The following is an 18,067-nucleotide window of genomic DNA, read 5'->3' on the forward strand; positions in this document are numbered from 1 at the left end:
GGGAGCTGTCGCCAAGAGACTCGAATGCTTTTTTCTGACCTGATGAGTGATGCCGATGCCCGCGGATTCTCCTTCTTCCCTTTACGCTGAAGTCCGTCGTACCCGTAGCGCGGAATTGAGCGTCCCGCCTGCCAGCTCTCCGCGTGAGCAAGCCGAGAGCCGCATTCTCGAGGCCGCCGAATGCGTATTCGCCTGTCACGGTTATCGCGGCAGCACCTTGAAGCAGATTGCGGAAGTGGCCGAGTTGCCCAAGGCCAATCTGCTCTATTATTTCGGCTCCAAGGAGAAGCTCTACGTTCACCTGCTGGAGCAGACCCTGACGCGCTGGAATGCCTCGCTCGAGGATATCTCGCCTGATGACGAGCCGCGTGAGGTGTTGGAGGCGCTGGTGCGCGTCAAGCTCAAGCTGGCACGCCAGGCACCGCAGGCCTCGCGTCTGTTCGCGGCGGAGGTGATCAGCGGGGCGCCTTTCCTGCGCGATTATCTCAGTGGCGACCTGCGTGACTGGGTACAGGCGCGCTGCGATGTCATGAAGGCCTGGATGGCCGCGGGCAAGCTGCGTGAGGCGGAGCCGATGTGGGTGATTTACCTCATCTGGTCCACCACTCAGCATTACGCGGATTTCGCCGCCCAGATCGATCAGCTGGGGGGAGCGCCGCAGAGCGATGAAGACTGGGAGCAGCTGGCGGATTTCGTGGCCAGCACGCTATGTGATGGTCTGTGCCCGCGACAGTCATGAGCGGCATGAGTGGCGTAAGCGCTTGAGCCGGCGGGTTCAGCGCTCTGTCAGTTGCCTGCTGTTTGGTGCCTGTTCTCACAGCCTCGCCGCACAGTAAAAAGCCCGCCCCGGATTCCAGGGCGGGCTTTTTGGTTCTTGAATCTCGAGTCGTTCTTGCGTCGCTCGCTCTTGCGTCATTCTGGAAAAGCGAAGGAAAAGACCTTCAGGTGGTCAGCTTGCCATCTCCAAGGGCATGCTAGGATCGCGATCCAGCACGGCTTCTTCCTCTTGCTTGGCCCCCGACAACTCGGCTTTTTCCAATTGAGAGATGTCACAGTGTTGATGCATCTGCCAGCCATCGCGGGCATCGTCGGCCAGGTAGATCAGCGCGGCATCGGCACTGGCCCACAGACGCGCCAGGTCACGTTGGTGGCGGGTGCGGTTGGCCAGCGGCAGCGCATCGGCGGTGACCACCACTACCGGCGCCTTGCGCAGCCAGCGCGGCGCATGACTCGGCCAGCTGTGATGCACGGCGTCCAGCCAGGGCGCCTGGGGATGGCCGGGCGATGACTGCCAACGCCAGCCACGCCCGACTTCGGTGATCCCGCGCGCCGTCCAGATCAGGCTGCGGCGCGGCAGCTGCGCCTCCAGGCTTTTCAGCAACGCATCGTCGCTATCCGTCAGCGGCTGGATGGCGCCTGACATCATGCTCAGGTACTCGCCAGCGTGCTGGCCGGCGGTCAGTTCAAGCTTGATGCGAGGCGCCGAGGCGAGGGCGATGCTGTTCTCCAGCGGTATGTGCATGCCGCATTCCATGCCGATGGTATAGACGCTCATGCCAGCATTCCCCGACGCGTCATGGTCTGTCGCAGCAGGGTGTGGTGGCGGTGCATCGCCTCCCAGTCGGCGTGAGCCTTGCGATTGATGTCCGGGTTGAAGACGGCTTTCTGCTGCGCGATGGGCGATGCTGTCGAGGTCGAAGTCGGAGTGTATGTCTCGGCTGAGGCCTGGGCCGCCATGGCCGAGGCGGCAATGTCAGCCTGGCTGCGCGTGTCATGGGCCGGCGAATGCGGCGTGGGGGCCGCCGTTGCCTTCAGGCTCAGCGGCGGTGCCTCGTAGCCCATTGCCATCACGCCCAGCAATTGAGCGGACTGGGCATTGGCGACATCCTGGCTAGCGCTGCCAGAGCGGGGCAAGAGGGTGAATGTCTGTGTCGTGACCTTGGCTGTCATGGCTCGGCAGGTATCGAGGAGGGCAGTCATCGTTGAGGTGGCCATGAGAATGCTCCTTGCGCATCGCGAGCGCTGTATCGGGAATATTGCAGTCCGGCAAGGGTCGTTGGCGTTACTGCGCGGCATATGACCTGTCGGCTGGCTAGTCTTGATCAAGCGGCTCGCGTGCCGATTTGATGTGATGAACAGTAAAAACAGGCGCTTGTGTCTGTCGCGCGGTGCGGATGGTTGGCATCGTGCAGCGCTTGAGGGCGTCAGAGGCGCTCAGGATGAGGAAAAAGCGCTCATCGCGAGGGTTACGCCTTTCGTCTATGCACTGTCAGTCAGCACCTGGCCCAGGCTTTGCACTGTCTTGATGCAATCGTTGCTCTGCGCTCACGCAGAATCTTTTCAGGAGTGTGTCTTCATGCCACGAGCGCCCATAGATCACAGCGCGCCCCCCGAGGATGACGTGTCCGGTGAATCCCAGGCAGTGCACCCGGATGGGGAAGCGCCTGCCCCCGTTGCCGATGCCGACGACACTGTCAATCTTGCGACCAGTCTCGCTCGCCATGCCGCAAGGCAGGGCACCAGGAGCCTGAGTCTGCATCAGCGTCTGACCCGTTCGCTTGAGGAGCTCACCCCGAATGAGCAGCGCATCGCGCGCTTTCTTCTCGCGCATCAGGATGAACTGGCGCTATACAACGCCGCGGAACTGTCACGGCTGACCGACGTCTCCAAGGCGACGGTCAGCCGCCTGTTCCGCCGTCTTGGCTATCAGGACTTCCGTGAAGCGCGGGATCAGGCGCGCAGTCTGCGTCAATCGGGTGTGCCGGTGGCGGCAGCGCCGACGGCAGACCATCACCAGCGTCACTATGAGCAGGAGTGTCGCAACCTGCGTCAGGCGCTGGCGGCGCTGGACATGCTGGACATGGAGGCCTTGAGCAGTGCTCTGGCCAAGGCCGAGCGGCTGCAGATCATCGGCTTTCGCAATGCCTATCCACTGGCGCTGCACCTGCGCCAACAGTTGCTGCAGCTACGCGCGCAGGTGGCGGTGTTGCCGCAACCCGGCCAATCACTCGGCGAGGAGGTCGCACGCCTGGGTGCCGATGATGCCGTGGTGGTATTCGCCATGCGCCGGCGACCGCAGGGGCTGGCACGATTGCTTGAGTGGCTGGGGCAGGCACCGTGTACAGTGTTGCTGGTCTGCGATGACAGCTTGAGCACCATCCCCGCCGGTATCGAGCATGTTCTGCGCTGCCCGTTAGACAGCGTCAGCGCCTTCGACAGCTACGCCGCAGCCATGAGCCAGATCAACCTGCTGGCCACGCGCCTGCTGCATGACGACCTCGTCGGCGGGCGCAGTCAGATACGCCGCGTGACCGATACCTTCGATGCGCTGGAGGAACTGGGCGACGGCTGATCGTCCAGCGTGAAGTGCTCCTGCCTTTCCTTCCTCTCTCTCTATCTCCCGGTGGGCCGGAAGCCTTGCTTGTGATCTGTGTGGCGGCCCGATTCGACTCGCCGCGCTCTGCGCACCCGTAGGGCGCATATGCCTGCCTGACTGCACCATCTGCTGCCATATCGCTGGTGTCGGCGCCCTGATCTCGCCGCCCGGTGAGGACGTCATCCTCGATTTCGCCTCCCGCAGGCGTGTGTCGCTCCTTTTCCTTTCCATTCGCTGCTTGGCTTGCATGCCTGTGCTCAAGCGCGTTCTCAAGCCCCTGCTCGGGCGTGTGAGCCGCAGGCGCCTCAGCACTTCCTGCAACTTGACCATCTTGTTGAGCGCGAAGCGGAGGTCTTTGGCACACCTGTTGCAAAGATTGATAAGGGAATCACTTGTTTCATTGGTCAGGTTCTGAAGACCAATGGGGCAGGGAGTCACTGGATATGACTCGACGAGACACTCGGCAAGCAGCACGGCGGGACACTCAACAACAACCAACAACAATCTACTGCCGCAAGGCACCAGGTGCACCAAGAGCCGTTCTCGCATCAGCGCCTGGCATTGACGGATACCGGAGTCGACCGATGAGCAAGCGTCACGAGAGCAAGGCCCAGCAGCGCGCCACACGGACAGGCAACAAGCAGCGTCTTGGCAACTGGGTCCGCAAGGGAATATTGCTGGCCCTGTGGGGCACGTTGGCGTCCACCGCCCTGAGCGCACACGCGGATGCACTGAGTGACATCAAAGATAGCGGGGTGCTGAAAGTGGCGGTGCCCCAGGACTTCCCGCCCTTCGGCTCGGTCGGCCCGGACCTCAAACCGCGTGGCTACGATATCGAAATGGCGCGCTATCTGGCAGACGAGATGGAGGTGAAGCTTGAGCTGGTACCGGTCACCTCGGCCAATCGCATCCCTTACCTGCAGACCCGCAAGGTCGATCTGGTGATCTCGAGCCTGGGCAAGAATCCCGAGCGCGAAAAGGCGATCGATTTCTCCGATGCCTATGCGCCGTTCTTCCTCGGCGTGTTCGGCGAGAAGGGCAGTGAGGTGGACTCCGCGCAGGGACTGAGCGAGAAGATCATCGGCGTGACACGTGGCTCGGTGGAAGACATGGAGCTCAGCAAGGTGGCACCGGAATCGACCACCGTGAAGCGCTTCGAAGACAACAACACGACCTTGTCGGCCTTCCTGTCAGGGCAGGTCGAGATGATCGCCACCGGCAATCTCGTCACCGCCGCCATCGCCGAACGCAATCCTGCCCGCGTGCCGGTCAGCGTGCTGCCGCTCAAGAATTCTCCCTGCTATGTGGGCATGCGTCATGACACGCCGGCACTCAAGGCGCGGGTGAATGAGCTGATCGCCCAAGGGATCGAGGATGGCACGCTCAATACGCTTTCCGAGACCTGGTTCAAGGCGCCGCTGCCGTCACTGGATGCCTGACTCGAGACGACATACGCCTGATCCCTTTGCCCGTGAGGCTTGATCGATGAACTATCTCCCGGATTTCCCGCGCCTGTTGCCGTATCTGCCTGACCTGTTGGCCGGGCTGATGACGACGGTCTGGCTGACGGCGCTGACCACCACGCTGGGGATACTCGGCGCGGTCATGTGTGTCTGGCAGCGCCATCGTGCGCCGACCAGCCTCTTCAGCCGGTTGCTGGGCATGCTGGTGGAGCTGCTGCGCAACACGCCCTTCATCGTCCAGCTGTTCTTCATCTTCTTCGGTCTGCCGGCGCTGGGACTGTCACTCAGCGCCGAGATGGCCGCGGTGATCGCGATGACACTCAACCTGGCGGCCTACAGCAGTGAAATCCTGCGTGCCGGGGTCGATGCCACCGGTCGCGGCCAGTGGGAAGCCGGGCGGGCACTGGGGCTTACCCGTTGGCAGAGCTATCGCCATGTGGTGCTGATGCCGGCGCTGGAACGCATGTATCCGGCGCTGACCAGCCAGTGCGTGATCGTGATGCTGGGCTCCGCCGTGGTCTCACAGATCAGCGTGGCGGACCTGACCTTCGCGGCCAACTTCATCCAGTCACGTACCTTCCTGAGCTTCGAGAGCTACGTGGTGACGGCAGGCATGTACCTGCTCTTGGCCATCGCGATGCGTGCCTTGCTCAACCGTATCGGGCGTGGCCTGTTCGGCTTTCGCCACCTGACGCCGGCCCCGCGTAGCCGTCTGTCTTCCCCTGTCCTGAAAGAGGCCCACTCATGATCGACTTCACGCTGTGGGACATTCTGCGCAACCTGTTGCTGGCGGCGCGCTGGACACTGGCGCTGTCCCTGATCGCCTTCATCGGCGGCAGTCTGGTCGGGCTTGCGCTGACCTTTCTGCGCCTGACCCGCTGGCCGGGGGCGGCGCTCTTCTGTCGCCTCTATACCGAGCTGTTCCAGGGCACGCCGCTGTTGATGCAGCTGTTCCTGGCCTTCTTCGGCGTGGCGGTCTTCGGGCTGGATGTCTCGGCCTGGACGGCGGCGGCCGTGGCGCTGACGCTGTTCAGCAGTGCCTTCCTGCACGACATCTGGCGCGGCTGTGTCGAGGCAGTGCCCAAAGGGCAGTGGGAAGGGGCGCGGGTGCTGGGGCTCGGCTACCTGAAGACCATGCGCCACATCATCCTGCCGCAGGCACTGCGCATGGCCATCGCACCGACCGTCGGCTTCTCGGTGCAGATCATCAAGGGCACCGCGCTTGCCTCGGTGATCGGCTTCGTCGAGCTGACCAAGGCCGGCACCATGCTCAACAACGCTACCCTGGAACCCTTCACTGTCTTCGCGCTGGTCGCGTTGCTGTATTTCGCCATGTGCTATCCGCTGTCGCGGCTGGCTCGCCATCTGGAGGCACGTCTCAATGTCACTGCTCGCTGAAGTTTCTGCGCTGGATAGCGCCTCATCCGACGCCGCTGTCTCCGAAAAGACTACTGTCACCGGGAGCGCTCCCGTTTCCGAGAAGGCAAAGTCACCGCTGGTCAGCCTGTCGGCGCTGACCAAGTCCTTCGGCGACGTGGCGGTCCTCAAGGGCATCGATCTCGAGGTGCGTCCGGGGGAAGTGGTGTCGATCATCGGGCGCAGCGGTTCCGGCAAGAGCACCTTGCTGCGCTGTATCAATCAGCTCGAACAGCATGACGGCGGCGCCATTCATGTCGCCGGCAAGCTGCTGGATGGTAGCGAGATGGACGCCGCCGCCCTGGCGCAGGATGTCGGCATGGTGTTCCAGAGCTTCAATCTGTTTCCTCACAAGCGCGTCGGCGAGAACGTGATGCTGGCGCCGATGCTGGTCAAGGGTATCGCTCGCGATGTCGCGGAGCGCGAGGCTCGCGAGATGCTGGCCAAGGTCGGGCTGGGGGAGAAATTCGATGCCTGGCCGAGTCAGCTCTCCGGTGGACAGCAGCAGCGGGTGGCGATCGCGCGCGCCCTGGCGATGCACCCCAAGGTGCTGCTCTGCGATGAGATCACCTCGGCGCTGGACCCGGAACTGGTCGGCGATGTGCTCAAGGTTCTGGAACAGCTCAAACGTGAGGGCATGACGCTGATTCTGGTCACCCACGAGATGAATTTCGCCCGCGATGTGGGGGATCGCGTGATCTTCATGCACCAGGGGCGCGTGCATGAGTCGGGCGATCCCGCGACGCTGTTCGCCAATCCGGCCACGGAAGAGCTGCGCCAGTTCCTCGGCGCGGTGCTATGAGCGCAGCGTCTTGAGCGTGCAGCGGTGGACCACATCATGAGTCGAAAGGAGTCGCTCCGAGTGGACAAGCGTATCTATGTAGCGCCGGCACGTTTTTCGGGGCCGCGGAAACAGGGGCCGCTTGATGGTCAGAGACTGGTGGTGAAGGATCTGTTCGCGATCAAGGGCGAGCGCATCGGCCAAGGCAACCCTGACCTGCTGGACAGTGCTCCCATCGAGCGGCAGACGGCGCCTGCTGTCCTCGCGCTTCAGCAGGCGGGGGCCGACTATCGAGCCCGCACCACCACCGATGAGCTGGCCTACAGCCTCAACGGCACCAACAGCCATTTCGGTACGCCGCAGAACCCACGCGCGCCGCTGAGATTACCGGGCGGCTCTAGCGTGGGCTCTGCGGTGGCGGTGGCGCGCGGCGAGGCGGAGATCGGTCTGGGCACCGATACCGGCGGCTCCATCCGCGTGCCGTCCAGTTACTGCGGGCTTTATGGGCTGCGCCCGACCCATGGCCGTATCAGCATGACCGGGCTCAAGCCGCTGGCGCCGCGCTTCGACACCGTCGGCTGGATGACGCGGGATCTGGCGACGCTGACGCAGGTCAGTGAAGTGCTGATGCCGGCGGCGACAGCCACCCGACTGCCTGCGCGCATCATCCTGCTGGTGCCGGAAGGGCTGGCCGCGGGGCCTTATCAGCGCCTGCTCGGGCCGATGTCCCGGCGCCTTGAGTCACTGGGCTTTCAGTGCGAGCGGCGCATGCTGAGCCAAGCCTTCATGGCACACGCCAGTGAAGCCTTCCGGATTCTGCAGGGCTGCGAGATTCGGCGTACGCACCAGGCATGGCTGAGTACGCCGGAGCAGGGGCCCGAATCGCGCTGGCCGCGCCTCAACCCGGATATCGCGGCGCGTCTCAAATGGTGCATGACGCTAAGCGATAGCGATGAGCAGGCAGCAGAAGCCAAGGCAGGTGCCGTTCGCCGCTGGTATCGCCAGCAGCTGGCAGCCAGTCACCAGGAAGGCAGCGAGCCGCCAGGGGAGTCCGGCAGTCGCGCGTCTCATGCTCAGGCCGAAGCCACCAGCGAGGCGGTCTTCGTGCTGCCCACCACGCCGGGCGCCTCACCTTTACTTGGCGCTAGTCTAGAGGTGATGGAGGCCTATCGTCATCGCCTGATGGGACTCACCGCGCTGGCGGGCTTGAACGGTGCGCCGCAGCTGAGTCTGCCGTGGCTTGCCGACACGACGGCACGCCTGCCACAGGAAGCCGCGCCCCCGCCCTGGGGCGTGTCATTGCTGGGCCTGCCGGGACGCGATGAGAGCCTGCTGGCCTTGGCCCGCATGTTGGAAGACTGACCAGCATGTTGGAAAACTGACCAGCGCTGCCTTGTAGGTGCGATTGCAGACATTGTCTGAAGTTGAACAGAAACGCCGCATCCCGAAAGGGTTGCGGCGTTTCTGGTGCTGGCGTTTGAAGGGATGGTATGTCAGCTGGCGGGGGGATAGGGATGCTCGCGTTGCCAGTGCTCTGCGATATCGATGCGTCGCGTGATCCATACCTTGTCATGCGACTGAACGTAGTCGAGGAAGCGTTTCAGCGCCGCGAAGCGTCCCGGGCGGCCGGCGATCCGGCAGTGCAGCCCGACGGAGAGCATCTTGGGTGCGGTGTCGCCCTCGGCATAGAGCACATCGAAGGCATCGCGCAGGTACTGGAAGAAGTCCTCGCCGCTATTGAAGCCCTGGGCGGTGGCGAAGCGCATGTCATTGGTGTCCAGGGTGTAGGGCACGACGAGATGCGGCACCTGCTCGCCATTGGCGGTGGTCACCTCCATCCACAGCGGCAGGTCATCGCCATAGTAGTCGCTGTCGTAGGTGAAGCCGCCGTGTTCCACCACCAGACGGCGGGTATTGGGGCTGTCACGTCCGGTATACCAGCCCTGCGGCGCATGGCCGACCAGCTCGCGATAGCTTTCCACCGCGCGTTCCAGGTGGGCGCGCTCATGGGCCTCATCCATATGCTGGTAATGAATCCAGCGCCAGCCATGACTGGCGATCTCGTGGCCGTCCTCGAGGAAACGCGCCACCAGATCCGGATGGCGAGCCAGCGCCATGCCGACCCCGAAGACCGTCAGCGACAATTCCCGGCGCTTGAATTCATCCAGAATCCGCCACACGCCACTGCGCGAGCCATATTCGTAGATCGACTCCATGCTCATGTGCCGCGCGGGGTAGGCCTCGGCACCGATGATCTCGGAGAGAAACTTCTCGCTCTCGCTATCGCCGTGCAGCACGCAGTTCTCGCCGCCTTCCTCATAGTTGAGCACGAACTGGACCGCGATCTTCGCGCCACCCGGCCAGTTGGCATGGGGGGGATTGGCACCATAACCGATCAGATCACGCGGATAGTCGTCGCCCCACAGGGCGTTGTCGTTGTCTGGCATCGTGCGGCTTCCTTGCGGGTGGCTAACGAAATGAAGAGCGAAGACAAGAGCGATATGAAGACCCAAGTACTCTCCATTGATGTGCAGGCTTTGTGCCATCACGGCGCATCGTGGCGGCGTCACGCTTGCATCCCGCATCAATTCGTCGGTGTCCACCAGCGAGGCAGCAACCGTGCGACTTCCGGGCGCATGAAGCGGTCATCGATCAAGTGGATCACGCCCTGATCCTGCTCGCTGCGAATCACTCGGCCGGCAGCCTGCACCACTCTGGTGAGCCCCGGGTACAGATAGGTGCAGTCATCGGCATTCAATGGCTGGATGACCGGGCGAGGTGCGCGCGTATCATCGCGTGGGTCGCCTTCGGCCTGTTGCGGCTGGCTACGCCGCTGTGCGTCGTTGTCGAGCCACGTGGCCAGACGCTGCTTGAGTGCTTCATTCTCGGGGCTGAAACCGGCCAGTCCCAGGGTGGCGATGAAGGCCCCGATCAAGCGCGAGCCGGGCAGATCGATCCCTTCGCCGAACGCGCCACCCAGTACTGCGAAGCCGATGCCTTGGCCGTCGGGCGTGAAGCGCTGAATGAAGCCGGTGCGCTCAGCCTCCGTCATGGCGCGGGTCTGGCGCCATTGAGGAATCTCCGGCGCCAGCTGTTGCAGGGTGCTGGCGACCTGCTCCAGATAGACGAAGCTCGAGAAGAACGCCAGATAGTTGCCCGGGCGCTGCCGGTATTGGCGCGCCATCAATTCGGCGATCGGCCGACAGGAGGCGTCGCGATCCCGCAGGCGTGTCGAGATCCGATGACGACTGACCTGCACCTGGGTCGCGGTGAAGGGGGAATCGACACTCAGCCAGACGGCATCGTCCGCCAGACCCAGCAGGCGATGGTGATAGGCCGGTGGATTGAGCGTGGCCGAGAACAGCAAGGTGGCGTGACTGGCGCGCAGACGGGGTACCAGCCACGGCGCCGGGCTGACGCAGCGCAGTCGCGGCTGGATCTGTTGCACGCTGCGCCCGCGGGCCTTGCGTGGTCGGGTTGCTGTTCCTGCTTCTCCTCCTGCTTCTGCTTCTGCATCCGATGCTGCGCCGCAACTCGAGCTTGAATCGCTGGCGAGTGATGCTTGCCGCGCAGGGGGCGTGGCGGCGAGTTCGACCTCGAACAGCGAGTGATCGCCGAAGCCTTCGGCGAGTCGCGCCAGTGTCAGTGCCGCAAAGTAGGCCTCCATCATCTCGACATCGGGTTCCACACGGCGCCTGGCCGTGGTGGAGCCGGAGATTGTCGTTGCAGTGCCTGAAACAGTAGTGCCCGGAGCAGCAGAGGAAGCATCGCTTGCGATCAGACCCAGCTGTTCGTGGGCTTGTGTGGCTGTGACTCTCGCTGGCTGTTGCCTGTCCGCAGCAGGGGATGCGGCCTTGTCAGGCTCTGCCAACCAGTCACCCATTGCGCCGGTCCACTGGCTCAAGGCCTTGAGGAAGTCGCCGGGCAGAGCCTCCAGCGCAAGTCGCTGGGCCTTGCGGCCTTCGTCCCTGCTATCGACCTTGCTTGTCTGTGTAGCACCTTCAGTACCCTGCTCGAGCTGCTCCAGCGCGCGCCATTGGCGAGCCAGCGCACGTGAGGCCGAGCGCAGCGGGGCCGGATGGCCCGTGCGGCTCAACTGCTTGAGCAGAAAGTGGAACTGGCGCGCGTCGAGCTCGGTGCTGTACATGCCGCGGGCGCGCTCGATGAGATTGTGGCTCTCATCGACCAGTACCACCGTGCACCAGTCATTGGCCTGGGTCAGGGCGAACAGCAGCGCATGACTGTCGAAGTAGTGGTTATGGTCGCCGATGATGACATCCGCCCAACGCGAGAGCTCCTGGGCGAGAAAATAGGGGCAGATGTCATGGGCCAGGGCGTGGCGGCGTGTCGTCGCCAGATTCAGGGGCCGTCGGTCGGCGAGGGCGGCGTCGCGCGCCGCGGGCAGGCGATCATAGAACCCGCGCGCCAGCGGGCAGGACTCGCCATGACAGGCGAGGGACGGGTGCTCGCAGGCCTTGCTGCGCGCGCCCAGTTCCAGAATGCGCAGCGGTGTCGCCGGTGCCTTTTCCTGCCCTTCGCTGTCATCAGCGGCTGGTGCCAAGGTGGCCAGTGCGTCGAGTGCCAGGGCGCGCCCCGGGGTGCGGGCGGTGAGGTAGAAGAGCCTGTCCGTGCCGCTTGCGGGCATCGCGCGCAGTGCCGGATACAGCGTCGCCAGGGTCTTGCCGGTGCCGGTAGGTGCCTCGGCCAGAAGCTCGCGGCCGGTCATCACCGCCTTGTAGGCATGCTCGGCCAGTTGGCGTTGCCCGGGGCGCCAGCTCGGCCACGGAAAGGCCAGGCGGCTCAGCGCGCTGTCGCGGGCACTGCGATGGGCCAGCTCATTGGCGGCGAATTCGCTGAAGCGTGCCGCCAGACGTGCCAGCTCCGCCTCCAGCGCCTCACGGCTCCACCAGGCTTCCAGACGCTGCTCATCATGCTGCGCCTTGCGGCTTTTGGGGCCAGTCTGGTCAGTCTGCTCGTCTCGATCATCCAGGGCGCCCGCGTCCTGCTCGTTCTGCTCATCCTTGCTGGCCTTGGCGCCCCTGGGCGCATCCGCCGCGATGTCCAGATAGACCAGCGCCAGCGTGATGCCTTCGAGGTCTCGGCTGCGACACATCAGGGCACCGTAGACGCGTGCCTGGGCCCAGTGCAGGGCACGATGGTGTGTGGGCTGGCGGGAGAGGTCGCCGCGATGGGTCTTGATCTCCTCGAGGCAGTTGCGCCCGGGATCATAGCCATCGGCGCGCCCACGGATGGTCAGGTTGCCGATGTCACCGCTGAGCGAGATCTCGCTTTCATAGTCCTTGCCGCGTCGGCGCACGACACGTTGGTGACCACGGATGCCCTGCTGGGCAGTGGGCGATGGCGTGAAGCGTAGATCCAGATCGCCCTCGCGCGCGGCAAAGGCGCACAGTTCACGCACCGCGATCCGGTAGCGTGCGGGCTCAGCGTGGGTATCGTCCGCCTTGATCATGATGTAGGAGGTGCCTTGTGCCGAGAGCATTCGTCCACTGAGGCCTCGGCTGTACTCTGCCACTCGACTCGACATTCCAGCGCCGGAATCGCATGGCGTGCGAACAGGGCCAGCCATTGACGCTGGTTGTCCTGCAGACGGTCGGTGGGCGCCTTGACCTCGATCAGCCGATAACGGTCGGTGCTGTGCTCGGGGAAGAACTGGATCAGGTCTGGCAGGCCGGCGCGATGTTCGCGAGGGTTGGCCAGCAGGTGGCGGAAACAGGCTTCCAGATGCGCGGGCGGAATGCAGTCCAGTGCGTGGTTCAGCAGTTCCTCGCTCAATAGCTCCCAGTGCACGAAGGGTGCCTGAATGCCCTGTTTCTGCTGGTGGCGTTCACGAATCACCTTCCGGTAGCTTTCGTCCTTCAGACGCGCGAAGCAGGCCTCGAAATCGGCCTGGCGACGGCTGACGAAATCAGGGCGGTAGAGGTCCGCCGGGCCGGTATGGAAGGCGTGGAAGAAGGCCCCCGGCAAGGGAGCGAACAGCGCCTCCCAGCACAGCAGGGTGAAGAGCGCGGGAATCAGGCCATTCTCGACATAGAAGACCGGTGCCTCGGGCGTGGCCAAGGCATGGGCGGCCGCGCGCTCGACGCCGTGGATGCCGTCAGCCGCCGAGGTGGCAAGATCGGGCACCGTGAGGGTGATCTGCGGCGTGGTCGGCGCCTTGGCGCGTCTGGGCGCGGGCAATCCGAGGCCACGACACAGACGCGGCAGGGCGCGTTCGAGTGCCAGTTGCTCGTCCAGCGTGATCTCGGCGCGCGCCAATCGCTCGCTGGCCAGCGCGTGGGCTGTGCTGATATCGCCAGACAGCTCCAGCGCTCTCACCCGGCGCGGCATGGCACGCGGGGCATACGCGGAGTCCTCGAGACAGGCGTACTGGCGGGCAGCCGCCTGATGCCAGCCCTGACGCTCGGCGTCGCGGGCCAGCGAGAAGCGCAGGCGGTCACGCCGCTGCACCAGCCAGGCATTGGCACGATCATCAATAGCGCGCCCGTCGGTGGCATGAGCGTCAATGAGCTGATGAGGCACCGACGGCTCAGTGATGATCTCATCTTCCGCTGCAAACGGCGTTGCATCCAGCGCCGCAACGATGCGCTGCCAGTGCCGCTCAAGTTCAGCGTTCGCCGTGCGGTCCAGCCGCTCGCTGGCTTGCTGCCAGTCCTCACGCAGTTGCTCCAGCGCCAGGTAGTGATCCACCTCCCAGCAGTGGGTGAAGGCGCGCGAGGCCGGCGACAGGGCGACCGTCTCACAGCGCAGCAGACCCAGCTCGCTGAGTACGAAGTCCGACAGGTTCTGGCGCAGGTTGCCGAAGAACATCAGGCTCAGGCGTCGCGACAGCTCACCCAGCCCGACACTCAAGGTGTCGGCGGCGGGGTCGTTCAACCACGTTGGCAGTGGCCGTGGCGTGATGTCACCCAGCAGCTCGCTGAGGGCATCATGCATACGGCGCTTGGGTGTACTTCTGTGCAGCTCGGGAAAGGCTGCCCGGAGGCGCGGCAAGGTCACCAGCGCCAGCATCTCGTCCAGCGTCAGATCGGCATTGTGGCGGCACAGACCGTCAGGCGTGGCACTGTCGGCGAGCGGTGTGATCAATGGCTGGCTTGCCGCCTCGATCGCACCGATCTCGGCATAGTGCAGCTGTGAGCGCTCGAAATGATCGCCCTTGCGCATCAGCAGTCGCACCAGCAAGGCCCGCGACGCATCCGGCAGACGCGTGATGGCGTCCACCGTGGCACGCTCCGTCTCTGTCAGCAGATCGGCGTGACACTGGCAGACCCAGTCGATCAGGGTGTCGAAGTTGGCCAGGTAGTAGCGTGGATTGTCGAGGGGAGCGGCTTGCATGGCGACCTGTCGAAGTGGCGGGCAGTGCAGCGGTTGCCCGAAAGCATGGGGTTATATACAGTATATGGCCATCTATCGTGCTGCAATCTCTTGCAAAGCCTGTCACGAGTCACCACCTGACCCTCATCCAGTGATAAAATCGTTTCATCTGCATGTCTTGAAAGCTTCATGACACGACAGGTGGGCAGGCGTGACAGCGCGCCGACCGCGATTCCTCCCCTCGGAGGCATTTCCGCGATGGTTCAGGATGGGCCATCGATCATCATTCAAGCAGGGCAGGAAGGCAGTCCATGTTTCTTGATCAGTTTCACCGGGTCGAAGATGGCCGCGTGCGGATCACCGCCGAGCAGGCAAGTCGTTTCGCCAAGCAGATGGCGGGGGATTACAACCCCATTCATGACCCGGACGCGCGACGCTTCTGTGTGCCCGGCGATTTGCTGTTCTCCCTGCTGCTGGCGAAGTTCGGTCTGTCGCAGTGCATGACCATCCGTTTCTGCGGCATGGTCGGCAACGATGTGCCCTTGATCTTCGAAGCGCTGGACGCCCCCGACGAGAATGGCGTGTCCCTGCTGGTGCGCGATGAAGCCGGCAAGGTCTATCTGACGGTCGAGCGCAGCGGCGATACCACTCATGATGAGGAAGTGGTCGCCAATTTCACCCGCCAGTACATCGCCTTCTCCGGGCGCAACTTCCCGCACTTCCTGCAGCCGTTGATGCTGGAGAAGGGCGTGATGTTCAACCCGGCGCGCCCGCTGGTGATCTACGACAGCATGGGCTTCTGTTTCGAGCGTCTGGATATCGCCGACCTGCACCTCGATTTCGTGGGCTCTTCCCTCGAGGTCAACGGCAAGCGTGGCGATACCCTGCTCGAGTTCAGCATCCATGATGGTGAGCAGTGCATCGGCAGTGGCTCCAAGAAGCTGGTCGTCAGCGGGCTGCGGGATTACTGTGCCGAGACCATGGATGCGTTCGTGGAGTCCTTCGAGGCGCTCAAACGCGAAGCCGAAGCCTGTGATAGCCGGTCAGTCTGATGCCTGTCGCCAGACGCCCCGCGCATGAGTCGGCAGTCATGCAGACGCCCGCCAGAGAATTCTCTGGCGGGCGTCTTGGCATCTGAATGTCACAACGCTAAATGTCACACCGCTTGTGAAGCGTCGCTGGGAGTCGCCGGTTGTCATTCACCGTCAACTGGCTGGCTCACCGTGTGACCGTCTAACCGCGCTCAGCGCTTGATGCTGATCGGCGCCAGTGCATCGCCCTGGGGCGTGATGCGCCCGATGATGGCGCTGGCGTGATAGCCGGCGGCCTTGAGCGCGGCCAGACAGGCCTCGGCCTCTTCGGCCGGCACACTGGCCAGCAGGCCACCGGCGGTCTGCGGATCGAACAGCAGCGGATAGCGCGGATGATCGATGACGCCGGCCTGATCCTTCAGGGCACGCTTGAGGCGCAGATTGGCCGGTTGCAGCGAGCTGACCACGCCGCGGGCGACACAGTCCTCGGCGCCCTCGAGCACTGGCAGGGCATCGATCTCGAGCTCGGCATCCACGCCGCTGGCGCGGGTCATCTCCACCAGATGACCGAGCAGGCCGAAGCCGGTGACATCCGTGGACGCGCTCGCCTGATGCGTTCGCAGGATACCCGCCGCGCGCAGACTGGATTGCTGCATGCTGTCCAGCGCGGCGTCGATCCAGCGGCCGCGAGCTTCCAGGCGCGCATGCGCCGCCAACAGGGTGCCGGTGCCGATGGCCTTGGTGAGGATCAGCACCTCGCCCGGCTGCATGCCGCCCTTGCAGGTGACGCCGGTCAGACTTTCCTCCACCAGACCATTGAGCGCGAAGCCCAGCGCCAGCTCCTGACCTTCGCCGGTGTGGCCGCCGACCAGACTGCAGCCTGCCTCGTTGAGCACCTCGGTCGCGCCCTGCATCAGCTCGCGTACCAGCGGTTCGACCTTGCGCTCGACCCCTTGTGGCACCGTGGCCACCGCCGTCGCCGTGTGCGGCGTCGCACCCATGGCGTAGAGATCGCCCAGCGCGTGATTGGCGGCGATGCGCCCGAACAGATAGGGGTCATCGATGAAGGCGCGGAAGAAGTCGACGCTGTGCACCAGCGCCTGTCCTTCGGGTACGCGCACGATGGCGGCATCATCCGGGGCATGCAGCCCGACCAGCACGTCCGGGTTATCGCGTGGGGCAAGGCTCTGCAGCGCTCGCGACAGCACACTGGCCCCGACCTTGGCACCACAGCCGCCACAGCGCATCGCCAGAGCGGACAGGGCCTGATGTGCCTCCTGCTCATCCAGCTCGGCGGTCAGGCGCGGGTGGAGCCTGCCATCGCCGCCCTTGAGCGCTTGCCAAGCAGCGCTGACGCGCTGGTGCAATCCTGACAGGCCGCCGGTGGCCGTGGCGTCCTGCATGTTGGGCAGTTCAGTGAAGCGCGTCATGAACTGGCGGTCGATATGGTCCTTCCAGCGCCACAGCCACGGGCGCAGAGCCGGGGCGACCAGCCCCAGGCTGCCGCGTGAGGCGATGGCGTCGCGATCCCCAGTGCTGATCAACGCTAGCCAACGTGACTGTGGGACATGGGGCTTGAGTGGCTCGCCGCGCACGGCCCGTCGCAGGTTGTCGGCCAGTGGTCGCGCCTGACGCACGGCAAACACGCCGGCCTTTTCGCGGGGATGATTCAGCTGATGCGCGATATCGCCCGCGGCGAAGATGGCATCATCCTCCAGCGTCTGCAGGCTGTCGCGAACCTTGAGGAAGCCATCCTCGTCCAGGCTCAGTCCAGTCTTCTCCAGCCAGCGCGCGCCACCGGCCCGTGTCACCCAGATGGCCTCATCGGCCTGATGGCAGGCACCGCTGGCACTGATCAGCAGCCGCTGTGAGGACGTCGTGGAGGATTCGACAGCGGTGATCTCCTCACCGAAATGCACCTGGATACCGCGCTCGTGCAGGGTAGTGGCAAGCGCCTCGCTGACCGTGTGCGCATGGGTGGGCAACAGACGCTGACCGCGGGTGATCAGCGTCAGGTTTGGCTTGAGCGCATCAGGCAACTCGGTGGCGAGGCGCTGCTGGATGGCCAGCAGCAGCTCGACCCCGCCGGCACCGCCGCCGACCAGCACAATATCGAGCGGACGCTTGGCACTCCTGGAGCGCTCGAGCAGACTCAGCCAGCGCTGCTGGAAGGTGCTGATCGGCTTTACCGCCACCACGGGGGCGTCTGCGGCTTCAGGATCACCGATACCATCGATGTGGGACAGGCGAGGCGTGGAGCCGATATTGATCGACAGCAGGTCGTAGTCCACCGCCGGGCGCTCGGCGCAGATCACGCGGCGCTCGCGGCGGTCGATGTCGATCACCTGGTCACGATAGAAGCGGGCGCCGGCGAACTGACACAGCCGGCGCAGGTCGATATGCACATCGTCGAACGTATAATGACCGGCGACGTAGCCCGGCAACATGCCGGAGTAGGGCGTGTCGGTGTCGCGACAGATGACGGTCAGGCGGACACCGGGCTCTGGCTGCATGGCAAAGCGCATCAGCACGCCGACGTGGCTATGCCCACCGCCGATCAGGACGATATCGCGCACGATGGGTGCTTTGACTGGCATGGAGGCGGACGGCATCGTGAATCTCGACAATCAGTAAAATAGGGAAACAGGAGCACAAGAATGCAGAGCCT

The 18,067-nt window shown here is 64.2% G+C and carries 14 protein-coding genes; 8 read left to right on the plus strand and 6 right to left on the minus strand.

Annotated features, from left to right (window positions below; all coding sequences use genetic code 11):
- Positions 1-55 precede the first annotated feature (55 nt).
- Positions 56-739 carry a TetR family transcriptional regulator gene (locus tag FLM52_08500; protein NVN55824.1) on the plus strand — a complete coding sequence of 228 codons (684 nt, stop codon included), beginning with the start codon at positions 56-58 and terminating at the stop codon, positions 737-739.
- A gap of 210 nt (positions 740-949) precedes the next feature.
- Here the strand turns inward: FLM52_08500 and FLM52_08505 are convergent, their stop codons facing one another.
- Positions 950-1,555, minus strand: coding sequence for a hypothetical protein (locus FLM52_08505; protein ID NVN55825.1), 606 nt, complete (start codon positions 1,553-1,555; stop codon positions 950-952).
- Positions 1,552-1,995, minus strand: coding sequence for a hypothetical protein (locus FLM52_08510; GenBank protein NVN55826.1), 444 nt, complete (start codon positions 1,993-1,995; stop codon positions 1,552-1,554). The genes FLM52_08505 and FLM52_08510 overlap by 4 nt, the downstream gene beginning before the upstream one ends.
- Positions 1,996-2,356: 361 nt before the next feature.
- Between FLM52_08510 and FLM52_08515 the strand changes: the two genes are divergently transcribed.
- The 6 genes from FLM52_08515 (at position 2,357) to FLM52_08540 (ending at position 8,398) form a co-directional block, all read left to right on the plus strand.
- On the plus strand, positions 2,357-3,352 hold the full coding sequence (locus FLM52_08515; protein NVN55827.1) for a MurR/RpiR family transcriptional regulator: 996 nt from the start codon (positions 2,357-2,359) through the stop codon (positions 3,350-3,352).
- Between the two features lie 608 nt (positions 3,353-3,960).
- Complete coding sequence (locus FLM52_08520) at positions 3,961-4,815, plus strand: transporter substrate-binding domain-containing protein (GenBank protein NVN55828.1); 855 nt, start codon at positions 3,961-3,963, stop codon at positions 4,813-4,815.
- A 46-nt stretch (positions 4,816-4,861) separates the two neighbouring features.
- Positions 4,862-5,587: an amino acid ABC transporter permease gene (locus FLM52_08525; GenBank protein ID NVN55829.1), complete on the plus strand. Its 726-nt coding sequence runs from the start codon at positions 4,862-4,864 to the stop codon at positions 5,585-5,587.
- Positions 5,584-6,237 (plus strand): amino acid ABC transporter permease, encoded by a 654-nt coding sequence (locus tag FLM52_08530; protein ID NVN55830.1) that lies wholly within the window; start codon positions 5,584-5,586, stop codon positions 6,235-6,237. The genes FLM52_08525 and FLM52_08530 overlap by 4 nt, the downstream gene beginning before the upstream one ends.
- Positions 6,221-7,057 carry an amino acid ABC transporter ATP-binding protein gene (locus tag FLM52_08535; protein NVN55831.1) on the plus strand — a complete coding sequence of 279 codons (837 nt, stop codon included), beginning with the start codon at positions 6,221-6,223 and terminating at the stop codon, positions 7,055-7,057. The genes FLM52_08530 and FLM52_08535 overlap by 17 nt, the downstream gene beginning before the upstream one ends.
- A gap of 36 nt (positions 7,058-7,093) precedes the next feature.
- A complete protein-coding gene (locus FLM52_08540) occupies positions 7,094-8,398 on the plus strand; it encodes an amidase (protein NVN55832.1) in 1,305 nt (434 codons plus the stop codon).
- 131 nt (positions 8,399-8,529) lie between these two features.
- Here the strand turns inward: FLM52_08540 and puuE are convergent, their stop codons facing one another.
- The 3 genes from puuE to FLM52_08555 all read right to left on the minus strand — a co-directional run bounded on the left by puuE (position 8,530) and on the right by FLM52_08555 (position 14,389).
- Entirely contained in the window at positions 8,530-9,462 is a 933-nt protein-coding gene (gene puuE / locus FLM52_08545) for an allantoinase PuuE (protein NVN55833.1), read from the minus strand.
- Between the two features lie 158 nt (positions 9,463-9,620).
- Positions 9,621-11,183 carry a hypothetical protein gene (locus tag FLM52_08550; protein NVN55834.1) on the minus strand — a complete coding sequence of 521 codons (1,563 nt, stop codon included), beginning with the start codon at positions 11,181-11,183 and terminating at the stop codon, positions 9,621-9,623.
- 1,319 nt (positions 11,184-12,502) lie between these two features.
- Positions 12,503-14,389 carry a VRR-NUC domain-containing protein gene (locus tag FLM52_08555; GenBank protein NVN55835.1) on the minus strand — a complete coding sequence of 629 codons (1,887 nt, stop codon included), beginning with the start codon at positions 14,387-14,389 and terminating at the stop codon, positions 12,503-12,505.
- A 290-nt stretch (positions 14,390-14,679) separates the two neighbouring features.
- On the opposite strand from FLM52_08555, the gene FLM52_08560 reads away from it, so the two are divergent.
- Positions 14,680-15,420 carry a DUF3581 family protein gene (locus FLM52_08560; GenBank protein ID NVN55836.1) on the plus strand — a complete coding sequence of 247 codons (741 nt, stop codon included), beginning with the start codon at positions 14,680-14,682 and terminating at the stop codon, positions 15,418-15,420.
- Positions 15,421-15,611: 191 nt separating this feature from the next.
- On the opposite strand, the gene selD is transcribed toward FLM52_08560, so the two are convergent.
- The gene (gene selD, locus FLM52_08565) at positions 15,612-17,996 is read right to left on the minus strand and encodes a selenide, water dikinase SelD (protein ID NVN55837.1); all 2,385 of its coding nucleotides are present in this window, start codon (positions 17,994-17,996) and stop codon (positions 15,612-15,614) included.
- Positions 17,997-18,067: the final 71 nt, after the last annotated feature.

This window comes from bacterium Scap17, assembly GCA_013376735.1.
Lineage (GTDB): Bacteria > Pseudomonadota > Gammaproteobacteria > Pseudomonadales > Halomonadaceae > Cobetia.